Source organism: Microbulbifer litoralis (genome assembly GCF_023634065.1).
Lineage (GTDB): Bacteria > Pseudomonadota > Gammaproteobacteria > Pseudomonadales > Cellvibrionaceae > Microbulbifer > Microbulbifer litoralis.
In genome coordinates this window covers 56,111-73,949 of the sequence record NZ_JALKCV010000009.1, presented here as the reverse complement: position 1 = coordinate 73,949, position 17,839 = coordinate 56,111, and the positions used below count along the sequence as shown (strand labels likewise).

Genomic DNA, 17,839 nt, shown 5'->3' with positions numbered 1-17,839 from the left:
AGGCGACCGGGGCACAAATCAGATATCGGCGACAAAGATGTCCGACGCTTCGCCCTCGCCGCCCGGCTTGCCGTCGGATCCGAGGCTGAACAGGTCGTAGGGGCCGCTGGAACCCGGGCTGATGTACTGGTACTGATTGCCCCACGGATCCTTTGGCGCCTTTTTCAGATAGGGCTGGTTCCAGTTCTTGGCCTCCGGGAAGCCGCTCGGCTTCGAGATCAGCGCCTCCAGGCCCTGGTCGGAGCTGGGATAGACGAAATTGTCCATGCGGTACATGTCCAGCGCCGTCTCGATCGCGCGCAGGTCCACGGCCGCTGCCTTCATACGCGCCTCGCCGGTGCGCCCGAGTACATTCGGCACCACCAGCGCCGCCAGCACACCGAGAATCACGATGACCACCATGATCTCGATCAACGTAAAGCCGCCGCTCTTGCGTAAGTTTCTCATTTCATCACCTTCAATGATTCGCAGCCTTGCCAGGCAGTTGCTATCGGTCCGCGATCAATCGCCGTGGCGGTGCAAACCTTTTCAAACACTTCAGGTACACAGCCTAACCCATTGATCACACTAGATTTTCGCTCAATCAGACACTCGGCCCAAAACCTATACTACCAGTTGGTTCATACTCATGATCGGCATCATGATGGCCACCACGATAAACAGTACGATACCGGCCATCAGCAGCAGCATGATGGGTTCGAACAGGCTCACGAACGCGGTCACCGCCCCCTGCAGGTCGCGCTCCTGGGACTCCGAGGCGCGGTGCAGCATTTCGTCCAGGGTGCCGGACGATTCGCCGCTGGCGATCATGTAGATCATCATCGGCGGGAAATACTCCACATCCTCCAGTGCGCGGCGCAGGCTGCCGCCCTCGCGCACCGATTTCTGCGCCTGCTGCAGGCGCTCCTTGAGAAAGTCGTTGCTCATCACACCGCTGGCGATCCCCATCGCCTGTACCAGCGGCACACTGCTGCCGGTCAGGATTGCCAGGGTACCGACATAGCGGGTGCTCTGGGCACCGCGCACCAGCCAGCCGATCAGCGGCATTTCCAGCAACCGGTGGTGCCATCGGTAGCGCAGTGCCGGGCGGCGCAGCAGCAACATGACCGTGGCCACCAGCGCGACACAGGCGGGCGGCACCAGCCAGCCCCAGGCGGAGATGAAATTGCTCAGGGCGACCAGGATGCGCGTCGCCAGCGGCAATACCTGGCCGGTTCCGGTGAAAACCTCGATCACGTCCGGCACCACGTACACCATCAGGCCGGTGACCACGAGGATACAGATCACCACCAGCACCGCGGGGTAAATCAGCGCCAGTTGCACCTTCTGGCGAAACTCCTGCTGGCCCTCTGTATAGTCGCCGAGGCGCTCGAGCACCGCATCCAGGTGACCGGAGTGCTCGCCGGCCTCGACCGTCGCCCGGTAGAGCTTGGGAAAAGCGCGCGGAAAACTGCCCAGGGCCTGGGCGAAGCTGTGCCCTTCCAGCACCTTGCCGCGCACCGCCAGCACGATGCGGCGGATCTTGTGGTTGCGGGTCTGGTTGGCGATGGCACCCATCGCCTCCTCCAGCGGAATACCGGCGCGCAGCAGCGTCGACAGCTGTCGCGTCAGCAGCGCCAGGTTCTTGACACTGAGGCCCGGACTGCCGGCGAGCAGCGAGCCGCCGCTGCCGGAAGAGGATTCGGTCGCCGGCGCCACCTCGAGTGGAATCAGCCCCTTGGCGCGCAGCTGCTGGCGCGCGGCGCGGGCGCTATCGGCCTCCAGGGTGCCGCGATTCTTGCGTCCGGAGTCGGCCAGTGCGGTGTATTCGAAGGCGGCCATGGTCAGAACCCCCGGGACTCGGGACTCGGGACTCGGGACTCGGCAACGCGAGCTGAGTCCATCCAGGCATCAAAATTTATGCCCCGCGCAACGATACCGGCAAAGCGACATGCAACGTCACCGGGCCCGAAGCCAGCCTCCCAACAGTCCCGAGTCCCGTCTTTATGATTCCTGCGTAACACGCAACACCTCCTCCAGCGAAGTCACCCCGCCCAGCACCTTGGCCACACCGTCCTCGCGAATACTCGACGACACCCGGCGCGCCTCGGCCACCAGCTTGCTCTCGGAGGCGCGGTCGTGGATCAGCTGGCGCATGGTCTCGTTGACCGGCACCAGCTCGTAGATCCCAACGCGGCCGACGTAGCCGCTGTGATTGCAGTGCTCACAGCCGTCCGGGCGGTAGATGGTCGCGCTGTCGACGCCCAGCAGGCCGCACTCGCTGGCGTCCGCCGCGTGGGGCTGCTTGCACTCCGGGCAGAGCACGCGCACCAGCCGCTGGGCCAGCACGCCGATCAGGCTCGAGGACAGCAGGAAAGGCTCGATGCCCATATCCACCAGCCGTGTCACCGCGCCCAGCGCAGTGTTGGTGTGCAGGGTAGACAACACCAGGTGGCCGGTCAGGGAGGCCTGGATGGCAATCTGCATCGTCTCCAGGTCGCGGATCTCGCCCACCATCACCACATCCGGATCCTGGCGCAGTATCGCGCGCAGCCCGCGGGCAAAGGTCATGTCCGCCTTGGTGTTCACCTGGGTCTGGCCGACGCCCTCCAGGTTGTACTCCACCGGGTCCTCGACAGTGAGGATGTTCTTTTCGCGGTTGTTGATGGAAGCGAGGCCGGCGTAGAGAGTAGTCGTCTTACCGGAACCCGTGGGGCCGGTGACCAGCAGGATGCCGTGTGGGCGCGACAGCAGGTCGGTGATCACCTTCAGGTCGCCGTCGGCCATGCCCAGCTTGCCCATATCCATCTTGCCCGCCTGCTTGTCCAGCAGGCGCATCACCACCCGCTCGCCGGCGGAGGACGGCATGGTGGAAACCCGCACATCCACTTCGCGGCCGGCCATCAGCAGGGAGATACGGCCGTCCTGGGGCACGCGCTTCTCGGCGATATCCAACTTGGCCATCACCTTGATCCGCGACACCAGCAGCGGCGCCAGGGCGCGGCGGGGCTCCAACACCTCGCGCAGCACGCCGTCGACGCGGAAGCGGACCACCAGGCGCTTTTCAAAGGTCTCGATATGAATATCCGAGGCGCCCTGCTTGAGCGATTCGGCAAAAATGGCATTGATCAGCTTGACGATGGGGGCGTCGTCTTCCTGCTCCAGCAGGTCTTCCGTCTCCGGCAGTGCGTCCACCACCGCCGCCAAGTCCAGCTCGTCGCCGAGACCCTCGACATCGGACAGGTTGCCGCCCTCGCGGTTTTCGTAGAGTTCCTGCAGCGCCGACTGGAAGGCCCCCTCCTCCACCGCCTCGATATCCACGGGCACGCCGCTCAGGCGCTGTGCCTCCGCCAATACCGACGGGTTCAGCGGCGCCACGTAGCGACAGCAGGGCCTGCCGTCTACATCCACCAGCAATACCCGGTGCCGCTTGGCAAACGCGTAGGGCAGTCGCCGAACGGCCGTGTTTGTGTCTAGCGCACCGCCTGTCATTTTTCCGCCTCGATCACCTCGGCATCCAGCACTTCCATCGGCGCGCCGTCATCGGGCTCGGCGCTGTCGTCATAAGTCCCGGTAGGCGGTGTCAGGTCCGGCAACACGCCGCCGCGGTGCCAATCCCAGATTACACTGGTATCGCCGCGCAAGCGGATCTGCTTCTCCTGCATATCCAGGTAGCGCTCGCGGGTTTCCTCGTAGCCGGCAATCTGGGAGCTCAGGATCTTCGGGCGCAGGAACACCATCAGGTTGGTCTTGGTGACGTCTTTGTCGCTGGAGCGGAACAGGCGCCCGATGCCCGGGATATCCCCCAGCAGCGGCACCTTGGACTTGGTCTCGGTCACCTTGTCCTCGATCAGGCCGCCGAGTACCAGGATGGCGCCATCGTCAATCAGCACCTTGGTGCGGATCTCGCGCTTGCTGGTCACAATATCCACGGCCCCCTCGGAGGACGGCAGCACATTTTCCACCTTCTGCTCGATCTCCAGCGTCACCGAGTTGTTATTGTTGACCCGCGGCTTGACCGTGAGCGTGGTGCCCACATCCTCCCGCTGGATGGTCGTGAAGGGATCGTTGTTGCTGCCGGACAATAACTGCTCGCCAGTGACGAAGGGCACATTCTGGCCCACGAGGATTTCCGCCTCCTCGTTGTCCAGCGCGATCACCTGCGGCGTGGAGAGGATGTTGGAGCTGCTTTGCGTCGCCAGCGCCTTGATCGCCAGGCGGATATCGGTGCCGCTCAGGTAACCGAGATTCAGCCCCGTGCCCACCAGACTGGAAGGGTTGAGAGAGAAGGGGTTGACGTCGGAAATCACATTGCCGTCATCGTCGGTCAACTCGGCTTCCGCCGCGCTATTGTTGAAGCCCGCCACCACGTCGTCATCGGCGCCGGCGATCCACTGGATGCCCAACTGGTTCCCCGTGCCCTCGGTGACCTCGACGATCAGCGCCTCGATCAGCACCTGTGCGCGGCGCACATCCAGCTTGGCGATAACACCCTTCATGGTTTCCAGCAGTGCCGGCGGCGCCGTCAGTACCAGGGAGTTCAGGGATTCATTGACCTGAATGCTGACCTCCACATCGGCCGCTTGCTGGTCCTTTTCCGTCTTCTGGATACTGCCGCTCATACCCTCGAGTATGGGCTTCAGGTCGGCCGCGCTGGCGTACTGGACATAGACCACCGCGGTGTTGCCGTCGCCGTCCAGCGGCTGGTCCAGGCGGCGGATCACATCCTTGAGCTGCTGGCGGGTGACCGGGTCGCCGGTCAGCAGCACGCTGTTGGAGCGCTCGTCGACGGCGATGCGCAGCGGCTGCACATCGTTACCCTGCTTGCCGCCGGACTGCAGCAACTCGCTCAGCACCTGCTTCACATCCTTGGCCGAGGCGAACTGCAGCGGGACCAGCTCGATATCGATGGCGCCGGCACGGTCCAACTGGTGTACCAGGCGCACTATCTGGTCGATATTGGCGGCGCGGTCGGCGATGATCAGGGTGTTGGTATCGGCGTAGGCCGCCAGGTGGCCGGTCTGCGGAATCAGCGGCCGCAGCATCGCAATCAACTGTGCGGCGGAGATATTCTCCACCCGCACCGTGCGCACCACCAGGGATTCCGCCGGCACATGCGCCCCCTTGCTGTCGAGGTCCACCACGGGAATCGCCTGCTGTTTGGCCAGCGCATCCGGCACCACTTTCCAGGCGTTGCCCTGCTCCACCAGGCTGAAGCCGTTCACCTGCAGTACCGACATGAAGACGTTGAAGGCCTCTTCGTGGGTCATCGGATCGCCGGCGACGACGGTGACCTTGCCCTTCACATTGGGGTGGACAACGATATTCTTGCCGGTGAAATCCGCCGCCCAATTGATCAGGTCGCGTATATCGGCGTTGTCCAGCGACAGGGTCACCCGTTCCGGAGGTTGAGCCAGTACTGAAGTCCCTATCAACAAACCCAGGCCGACTGCGAGCAGCCCTCGATAAAACATCCTCATCATTGGTTATCTGGCTCTTTTATTCTTGATACTGAAAAATGGTCTTGGAAAAATAAATTCGATTTACTGGCGACGCTCCGCGCGGCGCTGGCGTGCCAGGTCCCGCAACTGTTCCAGCCGTTCGCGGATGGACTGCTGCTTTTCGGACCGGCTGGCCGAGCTCCTGGTACTGGTCTCGATCGCCTGGCGAGCGTAATTGCTATAGCGGCTCATGGCCACACTCGGCCGCCCATCCTGGTCCGGGTACGTCAGTTTTTCCATCTTGCCGTTGCGGCGCAGCACTATGTGGTCCACTGCAACGGAGTAGAGCTCCGCCCCCCCGGGCAGCCTCTCCCCCACATAGATCCGCTCGGCGGGCTTGCCCTTCTCCGCCACCAGCGCACTGGCCTTGTCCTTGGTACTGTTGTTGAGCACACCGGACAGTACCAGATTGAGTTGGGTGATGGGGATATTGGCGAGGTCCACTTCCGGCTCGCTGTCTTCCTTCGGCTCGACCTTGGCCAGCCCGAAGAAAGGGGTGTTGGGCAGGGATTCGACGGGGGCCGGGCCCGCACTGGCAGTGCGCTCGGCCAGCAGGCTCTCTTCCTGCGACCCGCCCGGCACCAGCAGTGCACCATAGGCGAGCAGATTGATGGACAACCAGCCGGCGACCACACCGATAGACGCTTTCGCACCGAGCGACATCCCCTTGCCCGCCGGGCGCCGGGAAAATACCGCTCCCACGGAGCTGATGACTCGCTGTACTGCAGACATGGGTAACCCTGTATAGCCAATACGACGATTGACTGAATTTATCAGTTATTGACGCCTATTCTCTTTCGTCATCCTCCGAAAGGCAATGTTCCATTCCTGGCGCCCGACACTGCATGATTTTTACACAAATGCCTGCCGCAGCAGCCAGAGGCCCTCTTCCGCGCCAAAAGAAAGGGCGGCCAAGGCCGCCCTTCCATACTTTCTAGTCTATTAATCAAAGTTTACAACTTTGTTTCAAGCTCCGGCACCGCATCGAAAAGATCCGCGACCAGGCCGTAGTCGGCAACGGAGAAGATCGGCGCCTCCTCGTCCTTGTTGATGGCCACGATCACTTTGGAGTCTTTCATACCGGCCAGATGCTGGATAGCACCGGAGATGCCCACCGCAATGTACAGATCCGGAGCGACGATTTTGCCGGTCTGCCCCACCTGCATATCGTTGGGAACGAAGCCGGCATCCACTGCCGCGCGGGATGCCCCCACCGCAGCGCCCAGCTTGTCGGCCACCTTGTACAGGATCTCAAAGTTGTCGCCGTTCTGCATGCCGCGACCACCGGAGATCACTACCTTGGCAGAGGTCAGCTCCGGGCGATCGGACTGGGCCAGTTCCTCGCCGACAAACGAAGAAACACCGGCATCGTCGGCGATATCCACAGACTCCACCGCAGCGCTGCCGCCCTCGGTGGATACGGCGTCAAAGGCAGTGGTGCGCACAGAGATCACTTTGATGGGATCGGAGCTCTGTACCGTGGCAACCACGTTGCCGGCGTAGATCGGGCGTTTGAACGTGTCGGCACTCTCGACGGCAATGATGTCGGAGATCGGCTGTACATCCAGCAGCGCGGCGGCGCGCGGCAGCATGTTCTTGCCGGTGGTCGTGGCCGGAGCCAGGATATGGCTGTAGTCCTTGCCCAGATCGGCAACCAGTTTGGCCACATTCTCGGCCAGCTGGTGGCCATAGGCCGCATTGTCGGCGACCAGGACCTTGCTCACGCCGTCCACTTTGGCGGCGGCCTCGCCCACCGCGCCGCAGCTCTCACCGGCAACCAGCAGATCGATATCGCCACCGATGGCCTTGGCCGCGGCGATGGTGTTGAGTGTAGCGCCCTTCAGTTCGGCGTTGTCGTGTTCCGCAATAACCAGGATGCTCATCAGATTACCTTCGCCTCGTTCTTCAGTTTCTCTACCAGTTCCGCCACGTCGGCGACCTTGACACCCGCCTGGCGCTCGGCCGGCGGCTCGACTTTCAGGGTCTTGGTGCGCGGGGTGATGTCCACGCCCAGCTCGCCCGGGTTGGTGGTATCCAGCGGCTTCTTCTTCGCCTTCATGATGTTCGGCAGGGAGGCGTAGCGCGGCTCGTTCAGGCGCAGGTCGGTGGTGACGATGGCCGGCAGTTTCAACTCGACCGTCTGCAGGCCGCCGTCGATCTCGCGGGTTACCTTGACGGCCTCGCCGTCGACGTTGACTTCAGAGGCAAAGGTACCCTGCCCCATGCCGGTCAGCGCGCCCAGCATCTGGCCGGTCTGGTTGTTGTCACCGTCAATGGACTGCTTGCCCATGATGACCAGTTGCGGCTCTTCCTTGTCGACGATTGCCTTCAGGCACTTGGCCACCGCCAGAGGCTGCAGCTCGTCGTCGGTCTCGACCAGGATGCCGCGATCGGCGCCCAGCGCCAGTGCGGTACGGATCTGCTCCTGGCTCTGCTTGGGGCCCATGGAAACGGCGACTATCTCGCTGACGACGCCTTTCTCCTTCAAGCGTACCGCCTCTTCCACGGCAATTTCGCAGAAGGGGTTGATAGACATTTTTACGTTGGCAGTATCGACGTCAGAGCCATCCGCCTTGGGGCGGACCTTGACGTTGTAGTCCACAACGCGTTTCACAGCTACAAGAACTTTCATGGAAATCCCGTCTTAAATCAGCTTTGCAGGAGCCGCGACTGAACGGTCTCATATCGCGAACGAAAACGATGTTCTGGTCAAACACCTGTTTGAACGGCGTGTATGTTGACCCTTCCATACGCCAAAATCAATAGTCAAATGGCCGTCCGGGGGATCATTCAGCGCATCAATTTCGGGCCATAACGCGGGCCTATTCAGACTAGTCCGAATACCAGCCCGCGAGCCGGAATACAACACATTTGCCACGGGAATTGAATACTCCTGCAATTGGTAGGGTTGATTGATGACCTATATAATCCGCGGCCAATATAAGAAGTTGCGGCTATTTGACGGCCGTAAAACAGTCAATTGCAACCAGCTGAGGAGAGCGCCGTGGAACGCGAATCAATGGAATACGATGTAGTGATCGTGGGTGCAGGCCCCGCGGGCCTGGCGGCGGCCTGCCGTATTCGCCAGCTCAATGAGAACATCGAAGTCTGCGTGGTCGAGAAAGGTTCCGAGGTCGGCGCCCACATCCTGTCCGGCGCCGTTTTCGAGCCCACCGCCCTGAACGAACTCTTCCCGGACTGGAAAGACCGCGGCGCACCGCTGAACACCCCGGTCAAGGGCGATGACATCTATGTGATGGGCAGCGCCGAGAAGGCCTCCAAAGTACCCAACTTCTTTGTGCCCAGCACCATGCACAACGAGGGCAACTACATCATCAGCCTGGGCAACCTGACCCGCTGGCTGGCGGAACAGGCCGAGAGCCTGGGTGTCGAGATCTTCCCCGGCTTCGCCGCTGCGGAAGTGCTGTACAACGACGACGGCTCGGTCAAGGGCATCGCCACCGGCGACATGGGCGTCTCCGCCAAGGGCGAGCACAAGGACGCCTATATGCCCGGCATGGAGCTGCACGCCAAGTACACCCTGTTCGCCGAGGGCTGCCGCGGCCACCTGGGCAAGCAACTGATCTCCAAATTCAAACTGGACGAAGGCGCGGACCCGCAGCACTACGGTATCGGCATCAAGGAAATCTGGAAGGTCGACGACGACAAGTACCAGGAGGGCCTGGTGGTCCACACCGCCGGCTGGCCGCTGGACGAGAGCGGTTCCCACGGCGGCGGTTTCCTGTACCACGCCGAGGATAACCAGGTGGTTGTCGGCCTGATCACCGACCTGGCCTACAGCAACCCCCATGTGAGCCCGTTCGACGAGTTCCAGCGCTACAAGCACCACCCGGTGATCAAGCAGTACCTGGAGGGCGGCCAGCGCGTCGCTTACGGCGCGCGCGCCATCACCAAGGGCGGCCTGCAATCACAGCCGAAAATGACCTTCCCGGGCGGCCTGCTGATCGGCGATAACGCCGGCACCCTGAACTTTGCCAAGATCAAGGGCAATCACACCGCAATGAAATCCGGCATGATCGCCGCCGAGAGCATCGTGGAGGCCCTGGGTGCCGAACGCGCCAACGACGAGCTGACCGAGTACACCAGCAAATACCGCGACAGTTGGGCTTGGAAGGAGCTGCACAAGCAGCGCAACTTCGGCCCGGCCCAGCACAAGTGGGGCAACATACTCGGCTCCGCCTACGCGTTTATCGATATCAACATCTTCCAGGGCAAGCTGCCGTGGACCCTGCGCGACACCAAGGCGGACCACGCCCAACTGAAACCGGCGGCGGACTGCAAGAAAATCGACTACCCGAAGCCCGACGGCGTGCTCAGCTTCGACAAGCTGTCCTCGGTGTTCATCTCCAACACCAACCACGAGGAAGACCAGCCCTGTCACCTGACGCTGAAAGACGACGAGATCCCGATCAACCACAACCTGCCGATCTACGACGAGCCGGCCCAGCGCTACTGCCCCGCCGGCGTCTACGAAGTGGTCGAGGATGCAGAGGGCAAGCGCTTCCAGATCAACGCGCAGAACTGCGTGCACTGCAAGACCTGCGACATCAAGGACCCGACCCAGAATATCGTCTGGATCGCGCCGGAGGGCGGCGGTGGTCCCAACTATCCGAATATGTAACCAATTTGGAGTTGTAACGACTTTGCTTTTTCAGGGCGCCCCGGGGGCGCCCTTTTTTGTTGTCGGAAAATGCACCGGGGAATCCCCAATGGGCGTGTTACCAGCCTGAGGGTTCGACGCCGTATATAGAGAGTTTAGTGGCAGCAGGACCTTCGCATCAGCTGTAGAATTTTTATCAATCTTTGGCGACTGGCGAAAACAGGGGGCGCTCTTCGAAAGACCCGGCGAGCCACCTGACGTCGGCGCCACCAGGCTTGTCAGGCCGCAGCCCTCCTGGAAAGCCAGAATGGCAACCTACTTTACAAATAAAAAACCGGACACTGCTGCCAGCACCCGGTTTAAGCATCCCTGTTTCTTCGTTCGAACTTCCGAATTCAGAAATCTAGAATTGGTATTGTGCACTCAGGGAGAAGGAGGAGCCCGGCGCTTCCTCAAACACGGTGACCCCCTGCCGCTCGATATCAACGGATTCATCCAGCAGGTTCTGCACTTTCGCCTTGACCGTGACTTCCTGGGTCGGGTACCAGGAGTAAGTCAGGTCCAGGGAGTGGAACGGTTGCTCGAACGCATCCGGGGCACCGTTGCGACCGGCCAGGTAGAGGCGCTCGCCGAACACGTTATAGCCCAGCGTGGCCGAGTGGTTGCCATCCGGGGAGTCGAAACCCACCAGCATGTTGACCACATACTCCGAGGCACCGGTCATTTCGCGCACCGGGTTGGTCGGGGCATCGGCCTCGACACCGGCCACCAGTTCCGAGTCCTGCAGGGTGATATTGCCCTGGACGAAGAAGCTGTCCATGGTCTCGCCCATAAAGCCCAGGGTCTTCAGACCCTCGATCTCGAGCCCGGTAATCTCGCCGGATTCGGCGTTGATGATTTCGCGGGCCACGTTGGTATCACTGGAGCCCAATTCGAAAAATTCGATCGGATCGGTGATGTCTTTGTAGTAGGCGGACAGTGTCAGGTTGTCGCCGTTGTCGAAGAACCATTCGGCGCGCACATCGAAGTTGGAGATTTCCGACGGGCGTGCATCCGGGTTGCCCTTGATCTGCTCATCGGTGATGGGATCGATGTAGATCGCATCGGTGATTTCGCGCAGGTCCGGGCGCACGGCGGTTTTACTGGCACCGAAACGCAACTGGAAGGTCTCCGCCCACAGTGAGCCCATGTAGGTCAGGGACAGGGACGGATAGACATCGTCCTGTACATAGGTCGCATCCAGAAGCTCTTCCGGGTCGTCGGTGATCTGGGGGTCATCCACGGAATAGCTGTAGGGGTTCCACTCCAGCGCCACCTGGTTGTAGTCCTCCCAACGGGCACCGGCGGAGACGCGCCAGGTTTCCCGGAAGGTCCAGTCCACTTTACCGAAGACCGCATCGGTCAGCGTTGCGGCAATATAGCTCTGCTTGTTGCCACCGGCGCGATCGAAGACAAAGTTGTTGTCGGTATTGGTAATGTTGTCATCGCCGAATACCTCATCCAGCGGCGCCCCCATCGGTGCATCATCGGTCACCTCGAAGGCGTCCAGGCGCAGCTGTGTTTCCTTGTAGCTGCGACCTTTTTCCGTGCGCGCAAAACCGCCACTCAGTTCCAGGAAGGAAGTGGAGAACTGCAGCGGCAGGGTTGCGGACCAACCGTAGTTGCGCACCTCATCCTGCAGCTCGGTGAAACGGAAATCCGCGCTGCGGGAGCCGGTGCTGACCGTGGAGCTGATGGTCTCGCCGGTGCCGGTATCGGTCACCGTGTCCGCGAAGACGCTCACCTGGTTGGGAATATCGGTGGTGGCCTCGGAGTCGGAATAGAACCAGTCGACCGTCAGGTCTTCCGGCACCCAGTCCAGCATACCGCCGGGGACCAGCGCCTTGGTCTGCGGGCCGACAGAGTGGCTGCCCCGGACCTGGTTGACCGTCATCTCGCGCTCTTCGTATTTCAGCGCATACTCACGGAAACCGCGGCCATCGGAGATCTCGCGGTTTTCGTTGAAATAGTCGCTGATCGACGTCTCGTCGTCGGTATTGCGCAGGAACAGGCTGGTGGCGGACAGGCTGTGTTCGTCGCCGTAGCGCAGGCCCAGGTTCAGGTTGCCGCTGAGGTTCACCGAGTAGGTGGATTCGTTCTTGGTATCCGTACGTTCGTCGGGCGAGCCATAACTGCGCTGGATGCGCTCGCTCTCGGCCCACTCACTCTTGTAGGAAGCACCGGCGAGGAAACCCAGTTCCCAGTTGTCGCCGAAGTAAAAACGGTTGCCGACACTGCCTTTCACATCGGTATCCGGACGCACGGATTCCTTTTCCACCGCGATATCGCGGTTCAGGTTCAGGGCCAGCTCGCGGTTCAGCGTCTGCGCCGCCGCCAGCGCTTCCTGTGCGGAGGCAAAGTCCTGCCCCTCGCTGATCAGCGTATCGCGGATATTCTCGACACTCAGGTCGCCCCTGAAGCGCTGCATGGCAGCGGCGATCTCGCCGGGCATCGCCCGGGTACCGTCGTCGGTGCCGAAGTCGTCGTCATCGCCGCCGTTGTAGCTCAGCGCGTCGCCGCCGGTCTCGGTGTTGAAACCCGTTCCCAGCTCAACGAAATAAGTCAGCGCATCCGGGATCGTCTTGGTGCGGATATCGACATTGCCGCCACCAAAGGTCGCGGCCTGGTCTGCCGAGTAACTTTTCTGTACCGCGAGGGAATCCACCACCGAGGTCGGGAAGATATCCAGCGGAATCACGTTGCGGGTCAGGTCCGGCGACGGCACCGTGGCGCCGTTCAGGGTGGTGCTGGAATAGCGCTCACCCAGGCCGCGGACATAGACGAATTTATCGTTGACCAGTGACAGGCCGGAAACCCGGCGCAGCGCCGCGGCCACGGTGGAGTCGCCGACACGGCCGATCATTTCGGAGCCGAGCACATCGGTGACCACTTCATCGTCCAGTCGCTCGGAAATCAGCATTTCGGCAGAATCGCGCAGGCGCCCCTGCACCATGACTTCTTCAATCTGCTGGGCCGGCGGAGCGGAGAGATCGTCCGTCTCCGCCTGCGCCCAGACTTGGGGTGTCAATGTGGAGGCCGCGGCGATAGCCAGTACCAGCGGCGCTCTCTGAAAATTTTCTTTCTTAACCATTACCCAGGCCTCGTATTGTTCTGATCACTGCTGTGGTAGAAGCAAACAGGGCGCCGGCTCCCGTTGCGAAGCGGCGCCCTGCAGATCAGGGGCCAAGCCCCCCAACCCGTCTACGACTTACTCGAACCACAGCGGCTTGGCGCGGCCGCCTTCGTGCAGGCCGTAGGTCCAGCCTTGGGTCCAGTCGGAACCGTTGATATCCAGGGCGCCCAGGTATGCGCGCCCCACCGGAGTAACAGTCGGAGCTGCATCTTGAATCAACTGCGGATCTTCAGTGAAGATAGCGGGGATACCGCCAAGCAATTGAAGATCGGTATTGGCATTTGCTGTAGGGTCGACAGCACCGGAGATGGGGGCAAACTGGTTACCGCTGTTCACAGCCCACTGCTCCAAAGTATCCGCTCCAACCGGTCCGCCTTTGGTTTTTTCTTCACAGGCGAAGATATTGGAAGTGATAGCCACGTCAGTGCCAGACTCCGCTTCTGTCAAGGTTTCATCGCTCTCTACACGCAGACAGTAGTTATCCAGTGCGGGCTCACCGTCTGAGTCCAGCTTAGTTGTATCCGCAGCGAAAGAGGCAACGATCATGGAATTACTAACCATCGGGAATATACCTTCCCGGAAGCGCCAGCCAGCACCCGGATCATGGGTACCGCCGCCCTGAGGGGAAATGATACAGGTCAGGCCGTCGATCACCGGACGGCTGTTTATCCCCTTCGAAATGACGCTCGACCGAGCAGCAGCATCGATTTTGTCATAGTTGCCAATACCATCGGACTCGATACAGTGGTTGCCATCAGCCTCACTCTGAATAACCAGGGCATTGGTGATGGAACCCTGCCAGCCCTCGTCGATATCAATGGAGTCGTCGCGCACATACAGCGCCACGTAGTTCTCGATGCTGACCGCACCGCCGAAGAACTCGATACCATCGTCGTAAGTGGAGTAGGCTTCCAGGTTGCGCACGGTGGTGCCACTGCCCACAGCATTGAACGCAATGCCGTTCAGCTCATCACCACTGGCCACCTCGGCACCGGTGTGCTTGACGCGTACGTAGGTCATTTCACCGGAGCTGTCGGCGTTGTTGTTGCCACCGTAGTTGGACTCATCATCGCCGACGGAGCCTTCGGACAGAAGGTGGCATTCGCCATCCAGCGCCAGGTCTCCAGCGGACACAGAGCCGGTGTAGGAACACTTGTTGGTGACACCGAAACCGTTGATCACCATGCCACCCCACTGGGATACGTCTTCCGGGCCCACGGTGCCGAGCACATCGGACTGGGAGGTAAAGGTGATGGGCGCAGATTCAGTACCACGGGCAAACAACTGCGAGCCGCGGTTGATGACCATAAAGGCGGAGTTGTTGGTAAAGGCCACAGTGGCGCCGGCCTGGACTTCCAGCTTCACGCCGTCACCGCCCTCGGCGATACCGGCTTCGGCCAGGGCCGCGTCACTGTCGAAAGTCTCGCCGACAAACAGGCTGCCGGAGAAGATATGGGCGCCGCCCTCGGGCAGGGCCGGGATGTACAGGTCTTCCGTCAGCGGATTGCTGGAGGATACGAAATCTTCAGAGTAGGTGCAGTTGGTGCCGTTGTAAGAGCCCTGCAGACCGGAGCTTTCGAGGGTGGCGCAGGGGTTATTGGTGTTGTCGCCACCACCGTTGTCAGTGGAGTTGTCAGTGGAGTTGTCGTTGGTCTCCGGTTCGATATTGATACCACCACTATCACAACCGGCCAGCAATGCGGCGATCGCAGCTGCCAGCAGCAGCTTGTTGTTTACTCGCTTCATAATTCCCCCTAACGGAAGTTTGCAATTTGGGGCCAATGAAAACCCGTTTTTTATGATTCAGCTGTGCGTCCTGAATGTTCTGAAAACCGATTTTCAGCGTCCCTGAAACCGTGCTTGTTTTGTTCGCCTGAGCGATTCGGACGCGAGGGAGTGTAGGAAGGGAATATTGCGAAATTGTTACTTGAGGATCGTTTTTCCGAAAAACTTGCAATACCTCGCTGCCTGGATGCAGAAGTTACATATTTATTGCAAACATGTTTCAGGAAACGATCAAGCAGCAGGCAAGGTGGCGATTATTGCATCGCCCTGCCCGACTACTGCAGTTGAAAGGAAATGATCGGATGCTGCCCGGCTTCAGTACTCACCGAGCAGGAAAGACTGGCCGGCGCTGCGGATCCAGAGCTGGCCATCGCGGTCCTCGGCCCAGTCCACTAACTGGTAAAAGACATCCCGGGAAATACGGGCATACAGACCGGCCCGGACTTCCAGGTAGGGAACCTGCCGCGGCGGCTCGCCAAAGGGCCTGAGTTGCCAGTCGCGCTCATCGTCCAGGGGCACCACGTCACCGGTGTTGGTGGTGAACAACAGCGGCTGGTCGCCGGCCTGTTCGTTGCGGGCCACCTGGGTGGCGATAAAGGGTACATCTTCGACGCGAATACGCCACTTTTCCACCGGAGTGACCAGAAAATAATCGTCACCCTCGCGCCGCAGGATACTGGCAAACAGGTTCACCAGCGGCTGGCGGCGGATTTGCGTCCCTTCGTGGATCCAGCGGCCGTCGCGCTGGATCACCAGGTCCATATCGCCACAGAAATTCGGTGACCACTGCTTTACCGGCGGGTGGCCACGGAATTCACGCTGCAGTTTCTGCAACTGTTCAAACAGCGGCTCAGCCAAAGGAGGGCCCCGCACTTTCGCCGCCCGGCCTGCCCTCATCCTGGGATCTGCGGCCGGAGACATCGCCGATATGAACACCGACGTCCATGATGAACTCCATCAGACCCTCCCGATCCTCTATGACATCGGCGAAGGAGCGGGAGTGGTAGAGCTCTACAGCGCCCTGCACCAGGGCCCAGTAGGTGGAGTAATAGAAATAGGCCGGGACCTTCTTCAATACGCCCTGCTCCATGCGCCGCTCGAAGACCCGGTTCAGGGCGGAGGCATTGGAGTTGCGGATGGCGTGCAGCTCCTGGATCATCTCCGGCGCCAGATTCAACGCGATGATCTTCTCCTCCAGGCGCTGGAAGAGCCGGTCCTTGGACGGATCGGCCATCCGCGACTCGAAGTAGGCCCGCGCCGGCGCGGTGATATCGCCCTGTTCGGCGGCGGCCACTGCGGTTTTCAGGCGCTCGGTCAGGGACTTCTCATAGTCCATCAACAGGCGCATGTAAATCTCTGTTTTGGAGATGAAGTGCTTGTAGATAGTCCCTTTGCCGATATCCACGCGCTCGGCGATCTGCTCTACGGTGACCTTCTCCTCACCGTGCTCCAGCAGCAGCTCCAGAGCGGCATCCAGGATCCGCTGCTCGCGCGCGCGGAAGCGCTGCACCTTCTCTTTTGCCTTGTCCATACTTCCGACCTTCTCTGCCCGTCTGTTTGCCTGCCCGGGATTGGGAGACTGAAATTGACTATTCATTCATGAATGATAGGCAATTCGTCCAACTTGGGAAAGTGGATGAGCGGTCTGATGCGTGTTTTCCGGCCACAGCTGCCCAATCTGGGGGATCATCTGCCCCGCTCGCGGACTCCGGCGCCCCGCTGGCGGCTTGTATCACCCCGCTACAGGCGTCCGGACAATGCCCGGCGGCGCCGTGACTGATATCATCCGCGCTCGCATGCGGCAGGTCCCGCCGCGATAGAACATACTCATTCTGTAGTGACAGGCAGTAACCTTTAATATGGACAAGTTGAGCAAACTTCTGGATGTCGAGGAACTCGACAGCAATCTGTTCCGCAGCCGGCAGCACGTGGAGAACTACCGCAAGATCCTGTTCGGCGGCCAGGTGCTGGGGCAGGCGCTGATGGCCGCCACCCGCACCGTCGAAGACCGGTTGCCACACTCCCTGCACGCCTACTTCCTGCGCCCCGGCAGCAGCGAAATGCCGGTGATCTACGACGTGGACCCGATCCGCGATGGCGGCAGCTTCACCACCCGCCGCGTAGTGGCCAAGCAGCGCGGCCGCGCCATCTTCAATATGTCCGCCTCCTTCCAGATCCGGGAACCGGGCTTCGACCACCAGTGCGATAGGCCCACCGGCGACATCCCGGCGCCGGAGAGCCTCAAGAGCACCCAGCAGTTGGCCGAGGAGGCCGGCCTCAACACGCCACAGCACGACCAGCGCCGCTACATGGTGGATTTTCGCCCGGTGGATCCGGAGAGCCACTACGACAACAAGGTGCACCCGCCCCACAGCATGATGTGGCTGCGTGTGGAAGGTGAGCTGGGCGACGATCCGGTGGAACACCGCTGCGCTCTCTCCTACGCCTCGGACATGGGGCTGCTGGGCACCAGCCTGCAACCGCACCCGACCTCCCTGTTCGACCCGCATATCATGCCGGCGAGCCTGGATCACGCCATGTGGTTCCACCGCGACTTCCGCGCCGACGAATGGCTGCTGTACGTGACCGACAGCCCCTCGGCCAGTGGCGCACGCGGCTACTGCCGCGGACAGGTCTTTACCCGGGACGGCGTACTGGTGGCTTCCACAACCCAGGAAGGCCTGATCCGCAAAATCTGAAGATATTTGCCGCGGGCGTCGATGCAAGCAACCACGGGGCCCGGCACCGATATTCCGGCCCCCGCACACGGCCGCGGCAAAT

13 protein-coding genes are annotated in these 17,839 nt (G+C 61.1%); 2 read left to right on the top strand and 11 right to left on the bottom strand.

The annotated features are described in order from the left end of the window. Window positions 1-18: 18 nt before the first annotated feature. From gspG to MWN76_RS13995, 7 genes are all read right to left on the bottom strand, one after another. Window positions 19-447, bottom strand: a complete 429-nt coding sequence (gspG, locus tag MWN76_RS14025) for a type II secretion system major pseudopilin GspG (protein ID WP_250462127.1) — start codon at window positions 445-447, stop codon at window positions 19-21. Window positions 448-603: 156 nt separating this feature from the next. Beyond that, a complete protein-coding gene (gspF, locus tag MWN76_RS14020; protein WP_250462126.1) occupies window positions 604-1,821 on the bottom strand; it encodes a type II secretion system inner membrane protein GspF in 1,218 nt (405 codons plus the stop codon). Window positions 1,822-1,983: 162 nt separating this feature from the next. Beyond that, entirely contained in the window at window positions 1,984-3,471 is a 1,488-nt protein-coding gene (gene gspE / locus MWN76_RS14015) for a type II secretion system ATPase GspE (protein WP_250462125.1), read from the bottom strand. After that, entirely contained in the window at window positions 3,468-5,462 is a 1,995-nt protein-coding gene (gene gspD / locus MWN76_RS14010; RefSeq protein ID WP_250462124.1) for a type II secretion system secretin GspD, read from the bottom strand. Before gspD ends, gspE begins: the two co-directional genes overlap by 4 nt. A 60-nt stretch (window positions 5,463-5,522) precedes the next feature. Further along, entirely contained in the window at window positions 5,523-6,212 is a 690-nt protein-coding gene (locus MWN76_RS14005) for a type II secretion system protein N (protein WP_250462123.1), read from the bottom strand. A gap of 221 nt (window positions 6,213-6,433) precedes the next feature. Then, entirely contained in the window at window positions 6,434-7,363 is a 930-nt protein-coding gene (locus MWN76_RS14000) for an electron transfer flavoprotein subunit alpha/FixB family protein (protein WP_250462122.1), read from the bottom strand. After that, window positions 7,363-8,112 carry an electron transfer flavoprotein subunit beta/FixA family protein gene (locus MWN76_RS13995; RefSeq protein ID WP_250462121.1) on the bottom strand — a complete coding sequence of 250 codons (750 nt, stop codon included), beginning with the start codon at window positions 8,110-8,112 and terminating at the stop codon, window positions 7,363-7,365. Before MWN76_RS13995 ends, MWN76_RS14000 begins: the two co-directional genes overlap by 1 nt. Before the next feature lie 387 nt (window positions 8,113-8,499). Here MWN76_RS13995 and MWN76_RS13990 point away from each other — a divergent pair, with 387 nt between their 5' ends. Further along, a complete protein-coding gene (locus MWN76_RS13990; protein WP_250462279.1) occupies window positions 8,500-10,122 on the top strand; it encodes an electron transfer flavoprotein-ubiquinone oxidoreductase in 1,623 nt (540 codons plus the stop codon). Window positions 10,123-10,504: 382 nt separating this feature from the next. Here MWN76_RS13990 and MWN76_RS13985 read toward each other — a convergent pair whose 3' ends face one another. The 4 genes from MWN76_RS13985 to MWN76_RS13970 form a co-directional block, all read right to left on the bottom strand. Next, a complete protein-coding gene (locus tag MWN76_RS13985; RefSeq protein WP_250462120.1) occupies window positions 10,505-13,231 on the bottom strand; it encodes a TonB-dependent receptor domain-containing protein in 2,727 nt (908 codons plus the stop codon). Between the two features lie 117 nt (window positions 13,232-13,348). After that, entirely contained in the window at window positions 13,349-15,019 is a 1,671-nt protein-coding gene (locus MWN76_RS13980) for a serine/threonine protein kinase (RefSeq protein ID WP_250462118.1), read from the bottom strand. Window positions 15,020-15,373: 354 nt separating this feature from the next. Further along, window positions 15,374-15,916 carry a DUF1285 domain-containing protein gene (locus tag MWN76_RS13975; RefSeq protein ID WP_250462116.1) on the bottom strand — a complete coding sequence of 181 codons (543 nt, stop codon included), beginning with the start codon at window positions 15,914-15,916 and terminating at the stop codon, window positions 15,374-15,376. After that, on the bottom strand, window positions 15,909-16,589 hold the full coding sequence (locus tag MWN76_RS13970) for a TetR/AcrR family transcriptional regulator (protein WP_250462114.1): 681 nt from the start codon (window positions 16,587-16,589) through the stop codon (window positions 15,909-15,911). The genes MWN76_RS13975 and MWN76_RS13970 overlap by 8 nt, the downstream gene beginning before the upstream one ends. A 328-nt stretch (window positions 16,590-16,917) precedes the next feature. Here MWN76_RS13970 and MWN76_RS13965 point away from each other — a divergent pair, with 328 nt between their 5' ends. Further along, a complete protein-coding gene (locus MWN76_RS13965; protein ID WP_250462112.1) occupies window positions 16,918-17,757 on the top strand; it encodes an acyl-CoA thioesterase in 840 nt (279 codons plus the stop codon). Window positions 17,758-17,839: the final 82 nt, after the last annotated feature.